Here is a 17,314-nt window from a genome sequence, read left to right on the forward strand (position 1 = left end):
AGGCTAACTATTATATTCATTTTTATTATGTAAATTTGAAGTTTATAAAATTTTAATTTAATGAAGAAGCTATTATTAATTACAATTGCAAGCCTTATTTATATTCAAGCCTCTGCAGTGAATGACGCGCGAATGATGCGTTTCCCGGACATAAATGGTGATCTTATAGTATTTGTATATGCAGGTGATATTTGGAGTGTTAGCTCAAATGGTGGTGAAGCCAAAAGATTAACATCGCATCCAGGTATTGAATTGTTTCCAAAAATTTCACCTGATGGAAAGTGGATAGCCTTTTCAGCAGAATACTCAGGGAACAGACAAATTTGGGTTATGCCTTCTGAAGGTGGATCAGCCAAACAGCTTACATTCTATAATTCTGTTGGTGTAATGCCTCCAAGAGGAGGTTTTGATAATGTTGTATTAGATTGGACACCAGATAGTGAAAACATACTATTTAGAGCTAATAGAACTACATTCGGCGAAAGAAATGGAAAATATTATACTATTAGTATTAAAAGTGGCATGGAAAAGTCTCTGCCAATTGTAAATGGTGGTTTTGCAACATACTCACCTGATGGTTCACAATTATGTTTTACACCTGTTGACCGTGAGTTTAGAACATGGAAAAGATATAAAGGTGGTCGTGCCACAGAATTATGGACTTACAACTTAGATAACAATACTTCCGAGCAGATTACAAACTGGACCGGATCTGATCAATGGCCTATATGGTATGGAGACAATATTTTTTATGCTTCTGATCAGAGTAAACGCCTTAATATACACCGCTACAATCTCAATACTGGAGAAAGTACTCAAATTACATCTCATACAGAGTTTGATGTTATGTGGCCTTCAGGAAGTAATGGGAAACTGGTATATGAGAATGGAGGTCATCTGTATACACTTGATCTTGAAAATGGGAATTCAAAAAAAATTAGTGTGTCTATAAATTTTGATAATCCCAATTTACATCCATACTTTAAAAATGTAAAGGAATTTATAGGAGAATACTCTTTATCACCTACTGCCAAAAGAGTCTTATTTGAAGCAAGAGGTGATATATTCAGCGTACCTGCAGAAAAAGGTGAAATAGTAAATCTTACAAATACTCAGGGAATTCGTGAGATCTCACCGGTTTGGTCGCCTAACGGAAAACAAATTGCATTTTTCTCTGATGAAACTGGTGAATATGAGCTTTATCTTCTCGAAAATAAGGAAGGTGCAAAACCCCGTCAGATAACAAAAGGTTCCTCAGCTTGGAAAAATAGCGCAGAATGGTCACCTAAGAGTACACACTTGATTTATAGTGATCGTACATTAGCCCTTTGGCTAGTTGATGTATTAACAGGAATGGAGAAAAAAATTGATACAGCTTCAGGGGAGGAAATTAGAGACTATACATTTTCTCCAGATGGTGACTGGATAGCATACAGTAAATCTTCGCCTAACTATCAATCAGCTCTTTGGTTATATCAAGTATCAACTGATAAAAAATATCAAATTACTGATGCGGTTTTCTCAGATGGTAATCCATTTTTCAGCACAGATGGTAAATTTTTATTTTTTCTATCCAATCGTGATTTTAATTTGACTTTCAGCAGTTATGAGTTTGATTATCTATATAACAATGCAACTAGAATTTACGCAATTCCACTTCTTAATGACGGTTCTAGATTAAATTATTATGAAAAGGATGTTGAACCTAATGGAACAGATGTATCTAGTGCAAATGAATTTAAAGAAAAAAACAATAAAGATGTAAAGGTTAGGATAGATATAGAAGGCATTCAGAACCGAATAGAAGTACTTCCAATGGCATCTGGAAATTATAATATTATAGGTACGTCTGAGGAAGGATTATTATTCTCTTCCGGCAACAAGATATTTAGATTTAATATAAAAGAAAAGAAAGTAGAGGATATTTTAGAGGGTGCTGGATTTGCAATATTATCTGCCGATGGAAAATCTTTTATTTATAGAAATAACGGAAATTTTGCAATTGCAAAAAATCAGCCGGGACAAAAAGCAGGAAATGGCAAACTTGATCTTGATAGACTTATGATGAAGATTGATCCGGTAAAAGAATGGGAACAAATATATAACGATGCTTTCAGAATATTCAGAGACTATTTTTATGTAGACAATCTTCATGGTGTTGATTGGAAAGGTATAAAAGAATCATATAATCAAATACTTCCATATGTACCTAGTAGATTCGACTTGGACTATATACTTAATGAAATAGTAAGTGAAACCAATACAGGTCATTCATATGTAGATTGGGGTGATATAGGTAAAGTTGAACGTATTAACGGAGGTTTATTAGGAGCAGATCTCGAAGCAGATCTTGCCTCAGGACGTTATAGGATAAAGAAAATTTATGAAGGAGAAAATTGGAATGAAGAACGTCGTTCTCCTCTTACGGAAAGTGGGATATTTATAAATGAAGGTGATTATATTATTAGCATAAATGGTATAGAATTAACTACTGACCAAAATCCCTACGAATTACTTGAAAATTTAGGTGGAAGTTATATTGAACTAAGTGTTAACCAAAAACCATCTGTTACAAACGCTAAAACATATGCAGTAAAAACAATCACCAGTGAGCATGAATTAAGATATTTAGATTGGGTGAAAAGCAGACGTGACTTAGTTGATAAAATGTCTGATGGAAGAATTGGATACATCCATGTTCCTAATACTTCCTATGAAGGTAATATGGAACTTTTCAGAGGTATGCTTACATACAACGATAAAGAAGCTCTCATAATTGACGACAGGTATAATGGTGGTGGTTTTATTCCTGACAGAATGATTGATCTTCTTAATAGAAGAACACTTGTCTACTGGCATAGAAATAATATTGAGTTGCCTATGAAATCACCTGGTATTGCACATGATGGTCCCAAAGCCATGCTTATTAATGGCTATTCCTCTTCAGGTGGCGATGCATTCCCATATTTCTTTCGTAAAACAGGTGAAGGAAAATTAATTGGGACACGTACTTGGGGAGGTCTGGTAGGAATATCTGGCAATGCTCGTCTTGTTGATGGTGGTTATATATCAGTACCAATGTTTGGTGTATATGATGAAACTGGTAAATGGATTATTGAAGGTGTTGGTGTATACCCTGATATTGAAGTTGTTGATCGACCTGAAGAATTAGCAAAAGGCAATGATCCTTCTATTGAAAAAGCAGTTGAAGTTTTATTAGATGAATTAAGAAAAACTCCACACAAAATAATTAAATCTCCTACTCCTCCTGACAGATCAGAGTGGATTGAGATTGATATAAAGTAGATTTTACAGAAAAATTATATTACGAACGGGTGATAAAATATTTTATCCCCCGTTTTTATTTTATCATCATACACGTTAAATATCAATTTGTTAAAACTATTATAATTCTACTTTGTTGTAATATTAAATTCAAGTTAAAATTAATATTATATGAAACATTTAATAATTACATCAATTTTTTCTTTGTACTTCCTTTTTTTATCAGCAGCATGTGATGAACAAAAAACTAAGAATGAACAGGAAATACCAGAAAATAAATTTCCTCCTGTAGAAACACAAAATCCCAATACTGATTATACTCCTGCTTTTGTTGGACAAACAAGAATATCAGGTGTTAAAACAATTACACCGTACGAAGCAAAAGTTATTTCTACTGAGTTTGATAGTCCATGGGCTGTTGTATTTCTACCAGATGGTCGTCTGGTTATAACAGAAAAAGGGGGATCATTGCGCATAGCAACTACTGATGGATCTGTTAGTGGGAAAATATATGGTTTCCCTGAAGTAGATGACAGAAATCAGGGAGGATTATTAGATGTAGCACCAGCACCCGATTTCACAACCAGCAGATTGCTCTACTTTACATTTGCAGAAAGAACACCTAAGGGTTCTTTAACAGCTGTTGGAAAAGGTAGGTTGTCAGATGATGAAACAAATATAGAAAACTTTCAAATAATATACCGTGCTATACCTTATTTTGATAATAGTATGCATTTCGGAAGTAGAATTGTTTTTGATAAAAGTGGTAATATATTCATTACAACAGGGGAAAGATCAAGTCTTGAAACACGATACAATGCTCAAAAGCTTGAGACAGCTCATGGAAAGGTGATACACATTACTCCTGAAGGTAAGGCTGTACCGGGAAATCCATTTATTAACAAAGCAGGTGCTCTTCCAGAAATATATAGTTATGGACATAGGAACCCACAAGGATTAGATATTCATCCTGTAACAGGAGAACTTTGGCTTAGTGAAATGGGGCCTCGAGGTGGTGATGAATTAAATTTAATTGAGGCAGGAAAAGATTATGGCTGGCCTACAATAACCTATGGGATAGAATACAACGGGAATACAATCGGTGATGGTATTACCCAAAAAGAAGGAATGGAGCAACCTGTCTACTACTGGGATCCGGTATTATCACCAAGTGGTATGGTATTTTACAATTCAACTGTTATTCCTGAATGGGAAAACAATCTATTCATAGGGGGGTTAAGCAGCAGACATATTGCACGTATTGTAATAGAGAATGGCAAGGTAGTTGGAGAAGAACGTTTACTTGCAGATGAGGGTGAACGTTTTAGAGATGTTGAATCAGGCAGTGATGGAGCACTTTATGCAGTCACTGACTCAGGAAAATTATACCGCATTGCTAAAACAAATTAGTAATAAATTGCTGATGTTTTCAAAAAAAAGCTATAAATATAAGCAACATGGATAAACGACAATTCATAAAAAACAGTATAGCTGGTGCAATTGCGTTAGGAGCAACAAATAAGGTTAACTCTGCTTTTACAGTAACCGACCTTAATTCAGGTATAATAAATACAGTACCTAAAATTAAGCGCACATTAGGTAAAACTGGTTTCAATGTATTCCCTGTAATTTACGGTGGAATTATATCAAGTAGGGATGGTCAGGCTGCATCCAATAATTATGTAGCATGGGCTTTGGACAGAGGAGTTAATTATTTCGATGTTGCTCCCTCTTATGGCGATGCTGAAGAGAAACTTGGTCTTTCATTAAAACCTCACAGGAAAGACCTGTTTCTTGCATGTAAAACAACTATCCGTACAAAGAAAGAAGCCGAAAAAGAGTTTGAAGAATCTCTAAGATTACTTCATACAGATTATTTTGATGTATTTCAATTGCATAGTCTGACTACACCTGAAGATGTGGATAAAGCTTTTGATTCAAATGGTGTAATTGAAATGATTGAGAAAGAAAAAAAGCGCGGTCGAATTAGAAAAGTGGGATTCTCTGCTCATTCACAAACCCAAGCTCTACGTGCTATGTCGCTCTATAACTTTGATACAGTTATGTTTCCTATAAACTGGCAAATGGATATGCTTGCAAAATGGGGTTCAGGTGTAGCAAATGATGCTAAACAAAGAGATATGGGTGTAATTGCTATAAAAGGTTTAATACATCGCAAATGGCTGAATGATGCAGAAAGAGAGACTTACCCAAAATCTTGGTGTAAACCAATAGATGTGAGTAATCCTGAAATGGGTGTAGCTGCTCTGAAGTATACCTTCAAGGCTGGAGCAGATGTGATTATCCCTCCTGGCGATTTCCGCAATTTCGCTTTTTGTGTTGATCATATAGAAGAAATAATAAATGAGCCTTTAACACAAAAAGAGATGACTCTACTTGACAATGAATTTTTGGCCGTAAAAGATTATCCATTTTTTAATCCTCAGGCATAAAAACATTATGTCTAGTTTAAACCCTGCCTTTAGAATAAATAATATCGTAAAATATGTATGGTTAATAGTTAAATTGACCGATGTTTAAAATTGATAATTTAATACATCGGTCAAAAAGTATATTATATAAATTAAGCTGTTTACTCACTCTTATAATAGTTTATCATCCAACATACACCATATTTGTCTTTAAAACTACCAAAATAGTCACCCCAAAACATTTCTTCCATAGGCATTTCAATTTCACCATCTACTGAAAGTTCTTTAAAAAGTCTATCAGCCTCTTCTTTACTGTCAGGTGAAATACATATGTAGTTATTATTACCTGATTTGAATTGAGATTTCATATTTGTAGGTGCATCTGATCCCATTAAAACATCTTTACCAATTGGTAGACTTACATGCATTATCAGATTTTTATCATCTTCTGATGCTTCCATTCCTTCAATTTCTCCCATTTTTGAGAAATAAGTAAATTCACCTCCAAAAACTGTTTTATAAAAATTGAAAGCCTCTTCACAAGTGCCATCAAAATTTAAATAAGGATTTAACTTAGTCATAATTCTAATCGATTTAATTTGTATTAAAAAAATTCACATTAATAGAACTTTTTAAAATGTAACTTTACATTACAGAGTCACTCAGTCTCCTAATATCAAGCTTTTTCATGTTAATCATTTCTTTCATTACTTCAGGAGATTTTTTTAGCAGCTCTTTCAAAACACTTGGAGCAATCTGCCAACAAACGCCAAATTTATCTTTTAACCATCCACACATTCCTTCCTCACCACCATTTGAAATGAATATATCCCAATATTTATCTATTTCCTCTTGCGTTTTGCATTCAACAACTAGAGAAACACCTTCTGAGAAGTTAATTGAATTAAGATTTGAACTATCCATTATCATCAACAAGTAGTCAAGCATCTTAAATTCAGCATGTTGTATATTCCCTGGTATTTCACCCTCATCCCCTGTATATTTTAAAACACCTAACTTCTCTGAGTTTGGAAATTTTGAAGTATAGAAATCAATTGCTTCTGCTGCTTTACCATTGTTTTCTCCGACAAACATTAATGTTGGAACAATCTTTTGAATTATATCTTTTTCATTTGCAGTAATTATTTGCCATGAAACATTATATCGGTCCTCAACCCATGCATATTTTTCACTGAAGGGGTATGAATCTAATGGCATTAAGTCTTTACCTCCTTTTATTAATTTATTATACAAATCTTGCACTTCGAAAGCAGATGTAGTTAGATACATCAGAGATATTGTTGGATTTGGGTGAGCCATTTCCCCACCGTTTAGTAGCATTACACGCTGACCAACTATATTTAAAACTACTGCCCAGTTATTTTCATCGGCAATCTCGATATCAGTAAACACAGATAAATAATACTCTGCCATTTCTTTAGCATTATTCTTGCACATTATGCAAGGGTAAATTATTTTGTCCATTTTATAAGGGTTTAATTATCAGCTTTATATTATAGAAATCAACAAAAAGTCTTATGCTATACAATTACAAGGATGATAAAATAATAAGCTATACATTGTAATACTGATCTTCTGCTTCCCTCTTTAAGGAATTGAGCCAGTTTATCATGTATGTTTCCAGATTATTTTTCATGAATCCCCTAAAAATATTCATAAGCAGACCTTCCATACTTTCCACTGAAATTACTTCAGTAGTACCATTTTTGTTTTCTAATTTCCAATTGTGAATACCATAAGATCCAAAAGCTTTACCACTCCACCCAAACAATCTAAACGGTTCAATTGTATGTATTGTTGAAGTGATTTTAGCTCCATCTCTTATCCAATCAAATGATGTCCCTGATAAGAGTTCTCCTTTTAATTTTGCCTTTTTCACATTTGGATTCCATTCCGACCATTTATTTATATCAGTTAGAATTTCCCATACAACTTCTAATGGTACTTCAATCTCTATACGTTTTTCAATTTTTACAGGAGCATTATCATTTATTGGAATCATATTAAAATCAAGTAAGCATAAATAGATTTTTGTAGTGTAATAAAAAAATTATTCAACTATAAATACTAAACATAACAAAAATGAGAATGTTTATATTATTATGTTAATTAAAATGACTCCTTAATTGCTTCTGAAGCTGTATTGAATTTAAAAATGAAACCCTTATCTATGATTTTTCGGGAAGATATTCGACTACCTTCTAATATCATTCCAGAAGCTTCGCCCATGAATAATCGAAGCATAAATGATGGTATTTTTGGAAAAAAGAATGGGCGCTTCATTTCTTTTGCCAAACAGCGCATAAATTCAGCGTTCGAAATATGTTCTGGTGAAACAGCATTATAAACACCTTCCATACTTGTATCTTCAATTGATTTAATATAAAGATTGCATAAATCTTCTAAGTGAATCCAACTAAAAATCTGTTTTCCACTACCAAATGGTGAACCTATTCCAAACCTAACAGGAAGTTTAAGTTTATTAAAAGTATGGCTATTTTTATGGATTACAAATGATGTTCGAAGTACAACAGTACGAATGTTAAGTTCTTTAGTGAAATTAAAAGCAGCAGCCTCCCATTTCTTGCAAGTCCTACTTAAAAAGTCGTTCTTAGCAGGAAAATCATCTTCATTATACACTTTCTCATCAGTGTGCATTCCATAATATCCAATAGCAGAAGCTGATATAAAAATTTCAGGTTTTTTATTTAATTTAATCAATGTATCAAGTATAAGTCTGGAAGTTAGAACACGACTTTCTACAATTTTTTGCTTCTTTTTTCTGGTCCAGGCACCTTCACCTAAATTTGAACCTGCAAGGTGAATAATTATATCTGCTTGTTCTAAAGCATCTGAGTCAATTTCACCTTTACGGTAATCCCATCTATATCGTGGAATTTGAGCTTTGACAAAACGCTCTCTACTTAGCCATATTACTTTATAACCCTTATCTAGTAGTAGTTTTGACAACCTACTTCCTATCATACCTGAACCACCGGTAATTAAAACAGTTTTCATATGATTAGAACTAATTATGATCGTAAGATATATTTAAACAAAAAAAGACGGCATTTGTTGCCGTCTTTACTATATGTAATAAACTATCAGTATCATCTTCTGCTGCCACTCATTGCTATCATTATATAATATAGTAATGTAGCAAGTGAACTAAGCGCTGCAACAACGTAAGTATAACCAGCCCAGCGTAAAGCATCCTCAGCCTGGGAGTGATTGCTTACATCTGTAATGCCAGCACTACTCAGCCAACTCAATGCTCTATTTGTTGCATTTTTTTCAACAGGGAGTGTAATAAAACTAAAAAGTGTTGATAGCCCAAAGATTACAATACCAAACCATAGTAGTAATGGAAATGTCTCTACTAGAATTATACCTAATAATAGAACCCACATTACCCATTTTGAGGTGGAAGATATTATAGGTACTAAAGCAGAACGCATTTTTAAGGGAGCGTATCCCAAAGCATGCTGTAAAGCATGTCCAGTTTCGTGTGCTGCGACTGCAGCAGCTGCTACACTATAGCTATCATAAACAGGCTCACTAAGATTTATTGTCTTTTTTAGTGGGTTGTAGTGATCAGTTAGCGCACCTTTAGTAGAAATTACCTGCACATCATATATTCCATTATCATGTAGCATCTTCTCAGCTACTTCTCTACCTGTCATTCCGTTTCTGAGAGGTATTTTAGAATATCTCTTAAACCTATTTTGAAGACGGGCTTGTACTATCCAACCTAAAAGAGCTATACCAATAAATATAATCCAAATTAATGCCATATAAGTTAGTTTGTAAATCTGTTTAACAGTTTGTTGCTATAATAGTTCATGATATAACGGCAAAAACCATACCAGTACTAAAAATTATATTTATCTTACTATTGTTTGTGCTCTATCTGGACCTAAAGAAACAATTGATATTGGAACTTCCAACTCTGACTCTAAAAACGTAATATAATTATTGAATTCTTCCGGAAATTCGTTTTCAGACTGCATTTTTGACATATCTGTTTGCCAACCGGGCAATTCTATATATACTGGCTCTATATCTCCCGAGATATCGTATGGAAGATTTTCAGTTTCTACTCCATTAATTTTGTAAGCTACACATGCTTTAATTGTCTCAAAACTATCAAGTACGTCACTTTTCATCATAACAAGTTTAGTAACGCCATTAAGCATTATAGTATATCTCAATGATACCAAGTCAATCCAGCCGCAACGACGTGGACGTCCAGTAACGGATCCATATTCATTGCCATTATCACGTAATTTCTGCCCATCTTCATCAAAGAGTTCAGTAGGGAATGGACCACTACCTACCCTTGTGCAATATGCTTTAAATATTCCGAAAACATCACCAATACGACGTGGTGCAATTCCTAAACCAGTACATGCTCCTGCACATACAGTGTTTGAGGATGTTACAAATGGATATGACCCGAAATCTATATCGAGTAATGATCCTTGTGCTCCTTCAGCTAAAACGGAACCACCTTCATTAAGATAATCATTAATAAACTGCTCGCTGTCAATAAACTTATATTCTTTCATTTTTTCAATGCCAGCGAACCAATCAGCCTCTAAAGAATTAAGGTCATATTCAATATTATAATTATCGAGTTCTTTTTTATGACGTTCCACTGCTTTCTGATATTTCACTTTAAAGTTATTCAAAATATCTCCAACTCTTAGCCCGTGGCGTCCTATTTTGTCTGTATATGCAGGACCAATGCCTCTTCCGGTTGTACCTATCTTTTCTTCTCCCATAGCTGTTTCAGATGCAGCATCAAGCAGTCTATGTGTAGGCAAAATTAAATGTGCTTTTTTTGAAATGTATAGTCTGTCTGTCAATTTATGACCACTTTTTTCAAGAGCTTCAACCTCCTGTTTAAATAGAGCTGGATCAATCACAACACCATTACCAATAATGTTCAATTTACCTTCTTGAAAAATACCTGAAGGGATTGATTTCAGAATATATTTTTGCCCCTCAAATTCCAATGTATGTCCGGCATTTGGACCACCTTGAAAGCGTGCCACAATTCCATAATTTGGTGTCAGAACATCAACAATCTTTCCTTTGCCTTCATCTCCCCACTGGAGTCCTAATATAACATCGACCTTCATTTTAAATCTTTTTTTTTGGATGCACTAGTCAACCACTTTCTATTAAATTACTATTTATCTTTAGTTTTATCTTTTACTGAACGTGTAAGTTTTCTTAGTTGCATTTTTTTAGCGTGACTGCATTTGCTACATACTCCATAAATATACATACTATAATAACTTACATTGAATTTTCTTATTTTTTTAAGTTGAGCAGGAGTGAGAATATCATCGTTTTTCATTTCCCAGACCTCACCACAAATTGTACAAATCAGATGATTGTGGTTTTCATTCCCATATGCTCTTTCGTAGTTCGAAATATTACCGCCAAATTGATGTTTTATTACCAGTCCACAGTCCAATAATAGATCAATTGTATTATATAAAGTAGCACGACTAACTCTGAAATTCACTTCAATCATAGATTTATAAAGTGTATCCATGTCAAAATGCCCTTTGGTAGAATATATATGATCCAATATTGCGAATCGTTCTGGAGTTTTACGATGCTTATGCAAAGTTAGATACTCCATAAACTCATTTTTAACCTGTTTCCTCAATTTCAAATTGGCATCCATAATTACAAAATTATTCTATTTTTTCAATTATTCTATGTTTCGACCATCATTTTATTTTTACTTCTGAATGGTTTGTTATGCTATCAATATTTAATCCTACTTTATTGTTTCTGAATGATAAAAGAATGCAGGAATACTTACATCACTCTCATTGTGAAAGGAGTCAGATGTTGTTACATAGTAATAATAAGCTTTTTCATCATTCAGTACTGGAATATAAAGTACATTATCTTTTAAACCTGTAGCAATTATATTTTCTGCTCTATCTATGCTTAAATCATCACTTACACTCCTGTATACATTATATGTTACTCTCTCACCTTCAATTTCTTCCCATTTTAACTCTAAAGTGTCCTTTGTTATTTTTTCAGCACGTAAATCATTTGGTCTGTTTGGGATTGAATCTGATAACCATTTCATCGGAGGTAACTTTGCCGGATGTTCGTATAACTTATTCAGACTATCTAAAATTCCTTTACTATTGGAGAGAATATTTTGTGTTCTAAAGAAAGCTTGCCCATCAACCCGGTTTTTTCTGGCATATTCTACCTGATCTAATATATCATTGGAACTCCATCCTAATTCTATAATCTGATATGCCCCTAATCCGGGTACTAAAATTCTTTCATTACTATTTATCTTCCAATCGTCAAGATATGGGTAAAACAATTCATCTTTATAATACATCATAGGATATAACGCATCATGTTTACCTAGTTTCATCCACTTTCCTGCATCCTGAAAAACGGTCTCAAATGCTGTCCATCCTCTGCCTCTATCATTTATAGTTCTATAGCGACCCAAAGGAGAGCTGCTCACCTGTACCCATGGTTTTTGTTTCTTAACAAAATCGTATACTTTAGTTATGAAACGAGTAATATTATCTCTTCTCCAGTCAGCCCTGGATAAGCCTTTCCCATAAATTCTATAAAGACCATCATCTGGAAACTGGCCTCTATTATCTGGATATCGTATATAGTCGAAATGAATCCCATCAACATCATAATTATTTACTATCTCCTCTACGATAGATATAAGATAATCATCTGTTCTTGGATTGCCTGGGTCAAGAAACCATTCACCTTTGAATTTTTTAGTTATAGTTGGGTTTTTCTTTGTAACTGATTTAGAGCCTAAACTTCTAACATGTCTGTCTCCCCCTAATGGGTATGTCACTATCCATGCGTGACATTCTAAGCCTCTTTTGTGAGCCTCTTCAACGGCAAATGCAAGCGGATCAAAATCATGTTCTCCTTTGTCTCCGGCTGCTATCAATGACGACATCGGTTCAATAACTGATTTATAAAAGACTTCGCCACGTGCACGAACTTGAAACATTACTGTGTTGAAGTTATATTTCTTCAATGAATCAAGTATCGAAATAAGTTCTTTTTTTTGATCTTCCTGACTTTTACTGTTTGTAGGCCAATCAAGTCCATAATTAGTAGTTAACCAAACAGCTCTCACTTCCGTAGCAGGTATTTCGGAGGGGATTACAACAACCGAACTTAATAACAACAGAATGAGCAAAATAAATATTTTGTTCATTAAATCAAGTATCTATATATAATATTATCTACAAATTTAATGTAAAAAATGAAGGATAATTAGTAATTTTCATAAAGTTAACAGTTTTAAAAGTATGACCAATTATTAACGTACAGCTGATATTAATTTTTCCTTATATTTGCAGCTAACTAAAAAGAAATTAATCAAACATGACAAAAAAGAGATGGCTCGCTGTTTACGTTAATATGCATCATGAAAAAAAGGTAAGAAGTAGATTATCTGCCCTGGGGATTGAGAATTTTCTGCCTGTTCAAACAGAGATAAGACAATGGAGCGATCGTAAGAAAAAAATTGAGAAGGTACTTATTCCTATGATGATTTTTGTTCGTGTAGACACTGAAGAACAGCGTATTGTTATAACTCAGCCATCGGTTATCAGATATCTTGTTTTACGTGGTGAGCACTCTCCTACAGTAATTCCTGATGAACAAATGGAGAAGTTTAGATTCATGCTTGATTTTTCTGATAAACCAATTGATTTCAATACCGAAAATTTTGTTCCCGGTGAAAAAGTTAAAGTTATCAAAGGGCCACTTATTGGCTTAGAAGGTGAACTGGTAAATGTAGAAGGTAAATCTATTATTGCTATCAGAATTGATCAACTAGGATGTGCAATTGTAGAGATGAGCAGAAGTATGGTTGAGAAATTAGATTCACAATAGTAGAGATATCTTCTCAAGATAATATGCATCAGTTTCATCAAATGAATCTAGTTTATCACTATCTACATCTAGCACAGCAATAACTTTATTCTCTTTTAAAATAGGTACAACTATTTCAGAGCGTGACATAGAGCTGCATGCAATGTGACCGGGAAATTTATCTACATCAGGTACAATAATTGTTTTTTCTTCTTTCCATGATTTCCCACATACTCCTTTTCCAAAAGCTATATTTGTACAAGCAATTGGCCCTTGAAAAGGTCCCAAGACCAGTCTGTCACCCACTACCCTATAAAACCCAACCCAGAAAAAATCAAATGTCTCTTTCAAAGCAGAAGTGATATTTGCCATATTAGCAATCAAATCATCTTCATTTTCCACTAATGACTCCAATTGCGGGTATAGTGTCTTGTATAATTCTTCTTTTGAAGACCCCTTTGAAATAATTAATTCTTCAGCCATAAATTTTAAAAAAAATCGCGCAAATAGAAGCGCGATTTTAGTTTGTATTTAACTTTATAAATCAGTTATTACCTTACTTATTTTGCCTGTTCTTTGGCTTCCTGAATCATTTTCGCGTTAGGTAAAATAAAAACCTCAACTCTTCGGTTTTCGCTTCTACCTGCTGCAGTACTATTATCAGCAATAGGTTGAGATGAACCAAAACCTTCATAAGACATTCTCTGTCCTGAAACGCCTTTAGAATTTAAATAATTGTAAACTGATTCTGCACGACGCACTGACAAAGGATTGTTGATTGCATCACTTCCTGTACTATCAGTATGACCATAGATCTCAACATCTGTATCAGGGTTATTAAGTAATGAAGTGGCAAATTTGTCAAGAGATGCTCTTGAAGCACTATTTAAAGTACTTGAGTTAGTTGCAAAAAGAATACCTGATTCAAAAGTAACTTTTATTGCTTCCCCTTCATTTACTTTTTCGACTTGAGCTCCTTCAATTTGTTCCAGTTCTGCAGCTTGTTTATCCATTCTATTACCAATGATTGCACCAGCTGCACCACCTACAATTGCTCCTATACCAGCTCCAATTGCTGCTCCACGGCCTCCGCCTGCAATTGCTCCAACGCCTGCTCCTACTGCAGCACCTCCGCCTGCTCCTATGGCTCCTCCCTGAATTGTACGGTTAGCACCGCAACTAGAAAAAATGAGAGAGACACCTAACAGCGAAATTGCCATTAATTTTGAAAATTGTTTCATAGTTTTTATTGATTTGGTGAAATATGTTTTTATAAAAAAAAGTTTTAATCAAATAAGTTCAGTGTATCACAATATGCTAGCTCACCAGCTACTATTGCTTCTATCTGTTCGTCGGTAAATTCCCTAACATTGTCTTTACGGGCATTTTCAAAGATGTAATCCAATAATTCGTCTTCATCAATTTCAATTTCAGATTCTTCACTTGCATCAAGAAATCCCTTATCTTCATAAAACTCATAAATCAGATCAACTATATAGTTAATCTCATCATCGGAAAACTCATCCTTCATTTCTTCTGGAAGGTGTTCTTGAATAAATCTCAGGGAATCTTCTTCGTCATATTCAAGTTCTTTCTTTACTTCGCTCATAACAAAACTTTTTAGGTGTGTATTAAGTTAAAACAAATATATAAAAAATAAGTTCACATAAGAATTTCAATCCTACTTCCGATAATTTCGCTTAGCATTTTGCTTTGCTTGTTCACGTGCTTGCTTCTCTTGTAGTTTTTGAGCTTCTTGTAAACGAGCCATAAATCCTGATTTTTTCCTAGGTTTCTTCTTGTTTTCTTCTAATTGTGCTAATATCTTTTCTTCATCTATTACTTTTTTCATAATTAATGTAATTACAATTGTAATCAATGTTGAAAGGAAATAATAGTAGTTTAATCCTGAAGGATAAGAGTTAAGAAAGAAGAACATAAAAACACTCATGAACAAAGGCATATTTTTCATACCAGGCATAGTTTGCTGACCGGTATCCATAGAAGCCATATTATATTTGGTGTATATTACGTTTGTAATTGTCATTAACAAACAAAAGATACTAATATGATTACCTAAAAATCTGGTAATTATTGGAATATTGCCACTCCATGAAATTAATGAGTCAAAAGTAGACAAGTCATCTGCCCATAGAAAACTTTGTTGACGAAGCTCAATTGCTGATGGAAAGAAGAAAAATAGAGCTAACAAGACAGGCATCTGAATAAGCATAGGAAGACAACCACTCATTGGACTAACACCTGCTTTACTGTAAAGCTCCATAGTGGCTTGTTGTCTTTTCATCATCATATCTTGTTCCTGACCCGGGTATTTTTTCTCAATCTCTTGAATTTGCGGTCTCAATACACGCATTTTTGCAGATGAAATATATGACTTGTAAGTTAATGGTGATATGATAATTTTGACCATTATAGTCAGAATAAGAATAATAAGTCCCATACCCCAGTTTAAAGTCAAGAAATAGTTAAACACAGGTATTACAAACCATTTGTTTACCCAACTAAGCCATTTATAACCAAGACTAACTATTTCTTCCAGTTCAAGCTTATCTGAATTATTACTTACTCCATCATCATAAGATTTAAGTGTATTATAATGAACCGGTCCGAAGTAGTATTTAAAACCTGCACTTATAAGATCACTTTCTGTACTGATTTCTACTGGAGCCCATACTTCTGCCTTATAGTTCTTTATATATTCAGAATCATTTAGTAATTGTGATGTAAGAATTGTGTTATTAAAAGGTTTATCGGCAATCACTATTGCAGAAAAGTACTGATCTTTAAAAGCGAACCATTTTATTGGATCTGGAAGTTCTTTTTGGTCATTTTTTGATTCACTAAGTTTACTATCATCCTGTTTGTCATACTTGTAATGGATACGAGAATAGCGATTTTCGAATGCACGACCCTTTTCCTGTTGCCTTACTTTTTGTTCCCAGTTTAATTTGAAATTGGCAAGACTTTCTGGATGCAATCCATTTCTCATACCCGAAATACGTATGTCAAAGTCTAACATATATTCGTCTTCAGGAAGAGTGTACACTAAATCAATGTATTGTTCAGATGAGTTCTGTAAGCGCATTATTACAGTTTTACCATCTGCACTTTTTATTGGTGTAAAGTACTCATTTTCTGTAGATATTCTTAAACTATTACGATTGAATAGCTCCAGATTAAAGCGAGACTCCTGATCATTTTCAAAAAGATATAGGCTGTCACCCTTATAATGTAGATATTCTTTCAACTGAACAGATTGAATTTTACCTCCTTTAGTATTTAGCAGCAATCTTATTTTATCATTTTCTAAAACAACAATCTCTTCATTTACTGGCTCATTAGCTAAAATTGTAACTTCTGATGTTGAATCATTTATAGCTTCATTATATGGTGTACCGGCTCTAAAAAAGTCCGATAGACTTGAACCTTGCCCTAATACTGAATCGTCACTCAGTGAAGTACTGGCCTGTTTTGATCCTAATTCTGTTGCAATTTCTGCCTGTTGCGCTTCAACTAATGCTATAGAATCTCGTAGACGTTTCTGTTCTGCTATTTGCTCCTTACTAGGTCTGTTGTATATCGTGAAAGCAACTATGATCGCGGTAATCAACAGTAAACCTATAATCGTATTTTTATCCATTAAA

16 protein-coding genes are annotated in these 17,314 nt (G+C 33.9%); 4 read left to right on the top strand and 12 right to left on the bottom strand.

Going from position 1 to position 17,314, the window contains the following annotated elements; translation table 11 throughout:
* The first annotated feature begins 60 nt into the window (after positions 1–60).
* From PHO43_RS02960 to PHO43_RS02970, 3 genes are all read left to right on the top strand, one after another.
* Positions 61–3,306 carry a S41 family peptidase gene (locus PHO43_RS02960; protein WP_288011240.1) on the top strand — a complete coding sequence of 1,082 codons (3,246 nt, stop codon included), beginning with the start codon at positions 61–63 and terminating at the stop codon, positions 3,304–3,306.
* A gap of 150 nt (positions 3,307–3,456) precedes the next feature.
* Positions 3,457–4,695, top strand: a complete 1,239-nt coding sequence (locus tag PHO43_RS02965; RefSeq protein WP_045089748.1) for a PQQ-dependent sugar dehydrogenase — start codon at positions 3,457–3,459, stop codon at positions 4,693–4,695.
* Between the two features lie 47 nt (positions 4,696–4,742).
* Positions 4,743–5,738, top strand: a complete 996-nt coding sequence (locus PHO43_RS02970; protein WP_288009226.1) for an aldo/keto reductase — start codon at positions 4,743–4,745, stop codon at positions 5,736–5,738.
* Positions 5,739–5,878: 140 nt separating this feature from the next.
* Here the strand turns inward: PHO43_RS02970 and PHO43_RS02975 are convergent, their stop codons facing one another.
* The 8 genes from PHO43_RS02975 to PHO43_RS03010 form a co-directional block, all read right to left on the bottom strand.
* On the bottom strand, positions 5,879–6,298 hold the full coding sequence (locus PHO43_RS02975; RefSeq protein WP_045089749.1) for a VOC family protein: 420 nt from the start codon (positions 6,296–6,298) through the stop codon (positions 5,879–5,881).
* Positions 6,299–6,362: 64 nt separating this feature from the next.
* Positions 6,363–7,202: a VOC family protein gene (locus PHO43_RS02980; RefSeq protein ID WP_045089750.1), complete on the bottom strand. Its 840-nt coding sequence runs from the start codon at positions 7,200–7,202 to the stop codon at positions 6,363–6,365.
* A gap of 88 nt (positions 7,203–7,290) precedes the next feature.
* Positions 7,291–7,740: an SRPBCC family protein gene (locus PHO43_RS02985; protein WP_045089751.1), complete on the bottom strand. Its 450-nt coding sequence runs from the start codon at positions 7,738–7,740 to the stop codon at positions 7,291–7,293.
* Positions 7,741–7,847: 107 nt separating this feature from the next.
* Positions 7,848–8,756 carry a TIGR01777 family oxidoreductase gene (locus tag PHO43_RS02990; RefSeq protein WP_288009229.1) on the bottom strand — a complete coding sequence of 303 codons (909 nt, stop codon included), beginning with the start codon at positions 8,754–8,756 and terminating at the stop codon, positions 7,848–7,850.
* A gap of 92 nt (positions 8,757–8,848) precedes the next feature.
* Positions 8,849–9,532 (bottom strand): zinc metallopeptidase, encoded by a 684-nt coding sequence (locus PHO43_RS02995; RefSeq protein WP_045089753.1) that lies wholly within the window; start codon positions 9,530–9,532, stop codon positions 8,849–8,851.
* 90 nt (positions 9,533–9,622) lie between these two features.
* Complete coding sequence (locus PHO43_RS03000) at positions 9,623–10,882, bottom strand: adenylosuccinate synthase (RefSeq protein WP_053826214.1); 1,260 nt, start codon at positions 10,880–10,882, stop codon at positions 9,623–9,625.
* Positions 10,883–10,932: 50 nt separating this feature from the next.
* A complete protein-coding gene (locus PHO43_RS03005; RefSeq protein WP_045089755.1) occupies positions 10,933–11,439 on the bottom strand; it encodes a Fur family transcriptional regulator in 507 nt (168 codons plus the stop codon).
* 96 nt (positions 11,440–11,535) lie between these two features.
* Complete coding sequence (locus tag PHO43_RS03010) at positions 11,536–12,987, bottom strand: glycoside hydrolase family 10-like protein (RefSeq protein WP_045089756.1); 1,452 nt, start codon at positions 12,985–12,987, stop codon at positions 11,536–11,538.
* 170 nt (positions 12,988–13,157) lie between these two features.
* On the opposite strand from PHO43_RS03010, the gene PHO43_RS03015 reads away from it, so the two are divergent.
* Entirely contained in the window at positions 13,158–13,670 is a 513-nt protein-coding gene (locus PHO43_RS03015; RefSeq protein WP_045089757.1) for a UpxY family transcription antiterminator, read from the top strand.
* Here PHO43_RS03015 and msrC read toward each other — a convergent pair.
* The 4 genes from msrC to yidC form a co-directional block, all read right to left on the bottom strand.
* Entirely contained in the window at positions 13,662–14,132 is a 471-nt protein-coding gene (gene msrC, locus PHO43_RS03020) for a free L-methionine (R)-S-oxide reductase MsrC (RefSeq protein ID WP_045089758.1), read from the bottom strand. The genes PHO43_RS03015 and msrC overlap by 9 nt on opposite strands.
* A gap of 77 nt (positions 14,133–14,209) precedes the next feature.
* Positions 14,210–14,890, bottom strand: a complete 681-nt coding sequence (locus tag PHO43_RS03025; RefSeq protein WP_045089759.1) for a YiaD family glycine zipper/OmpA-like lipoprotein — start codon at positions 14,888–14,890, stop codon at positions 14,210–14,212.
* Positions 14,891–14,934: 44 nt separating this feature from the next.
* The gene (locus tag PHO43_RS03030) at positions 14,935–15,258 is read right to left on the bottom strand and encodes a hypothetical protein (protein ID WP_045089760.1); all 324 of its coding nucleotides are present in this window, start codon (positions 15,256–15,258) and stop codon (positions 14,935–14,937) included.
* A gap of 72 nt (positions 15,259–15,330) precedes the next feature.
* Complete coding sequence (yidC, locus tag PHO43_RS03035; RefSeq protein WP_288009233.1) at positions 15,331–17,310, bottom strand: membrane protein insertase YidC; 1,980 nt, start codon at positions 17,308–17,310, stop codon at positions 15,331–15,333.
* Between the last annotated feature and the right edge of the window lie 4 nt (positions 17,311–17,314).

This window comes from Lascolabacillus sp. (assembly GCF_028696275.1).
Classification (GTDB): Bacteria; Bacteroidota; Bacteroidia; order Bacteroidales; family Dysgonomonadaceae; genus Proteiniphilum; species Proteiniphilum massiliensis.

Coding starts and splice junctions, on each gene's coding strand:
- PHO43_RS02960 (WP_288011240.1), top strand. CDS start 61: ATGAAGAAGCTATTATTAATTACAATTGCAAGCCTTATTTATATTCAA.
- PHO43_RS02965 (WP_045089748.1), top strand. CDS start 3,457: ATGAAACATTTAATAATTACATCAATTTTTTCTTTGTACTTCCTTTTT.
- PHO43_RS02970 (WP_288009226.1), top strand. CDS start 4,743: ATGGATAAACGACAATTCATAAAAAACAGTATAGCTGGTGCAATTGCG.
- PHO43_RS02975 (WP_045089749.1), bottom strand. CDS start 6,298: ATGACTAAGTTAAATCCTTATTTAAATTTTGATGGCACTTGTGAAGAG.
- PHO43_RS02980 (WP_045089750.1), bottom strand. CDS start 7,202: ATGGACAAAATAATTTACCCTTGCATAATGTGCAAGAATAATGCTAAA.
- PHO43_RS02985 (WP_045089751.1), bottom strand. CDS start 7,740: ATGATTCCAATAAATGATAATGCTCCTGTAAAAATTGAAAAACGTATA.
- PHO43_RS02990 (WP_288009229.1), bottom strand. CDS start 8,756: ATGAAAACTGTTTTAATTACCGGTGGTTCAGGTATGATAGGAAGTAGG.
- PHO43_RS02995 (WP_045089753.1), bottom strand. CDS start 9,532: ATGGCATTAATTTGGATTATATTTATTGGTATAGCTCTTTTAGGTTGG.
- PHO43_RS03000 (WP_053826214.1), bottom strand. CDS start 10,882: ATGAAGGTCGATGTTATATTAGGACTCCAGTGGGGAGATGAAGGCAAA.
- PHO43_RS03005 (WP_045089755.1), bottom strand. CDS start 11,439: ATGGATGCCAATTTGAAATTGAGGAAACAGGTTAAAAATGAGTTTATG.
- PHO43_RS03010 (WP_045089756.1), bottom strand. CDS start 12,987: ATGAACAAAATATTTATTTTGCTCATTCTGTTGTTATTAAGTTCGGTT.
- PHO43_RS03015 (WP_045089757.1), top strand. CDS start 13,158: ATGACAAAAAAGAGATGGCTCGCTGTTTACGTTAATATGCATCATGAA.
- msrC (WP_045089758.1), bottom strand. CDS start 14,132: ATGGCTGAAGAATTAATTATTTCAAAGGGGTCTTCAAAAGAAGAATTA.
- PHO43_RS03025 (WP_045089759.1), bottom strand. CDS start 14,890: ATGAAACAATTTTCAAAATTAATGGCAATTTCGCTGTTAGGTGTCTCT.
- PHO43_RS03030 (WP_045089760.1), bottom strand. CDS start 15,258: ATGAGCGAAGTAAAGAAAGAACTTGAATATGACGAAGAAGATTCCCTG.
- yidC (WP_288009233.1), bottom strand. CDS start 17,310: ATGGATAAAAATACGATTATAGGTTTACTGTTGATTACCGCGATCATA.